Annotated in this window: 1 pseudogene; it reads right to left on the bottom strand. The window is 39.7% G+C overall.

From position 1 onward, the window contains the following. Positions 1–426, bottom strand: a pseudogene (locus tag HC176_RS20105) (IS5/IS1182 family transposase); the annotation flags it as partial.

Raw genomic sequence — 426 nt, forward strand, 5'->3', positions numbered from 1 at the left:
CCTGTCCCATGGGGCAATAATAGGTGTCCGTTCTGCATATGGTCGTCCTTCATTCTCATAAAAGTGGCATCGGGATCTGTCTTGCTATAACTGTTCCTTTCTTTTAAAATGGCCTCCTGCTTTTGGTATTTGGCCATATTCGTTGGCCAGTTTTTCTTGGCATAATTAAGCTTTTGCTTTACTTTTTTATCGATCTCTTTTCCTTGTAGTGCATCATTGATTTGATTGATGGTCGCTTCAATTTTATCTGCACCAATCGCTTCAAAATCTGGTGTGTTTGGGATATGCTGCTCGTCTTTATAGACTTTTTCTACATAAGACCAAAGTTCTTTCAGCTGTTTTTTTAATGCGCTCTTTACTTGTTTTTATGGACTTGCCCCATACAAAGGTATAACGATTGGCGTTGGCTTCGATCTTAGTGCCATC

This window comes from Tamlana crocina (genome assembly GCF_012037625.1).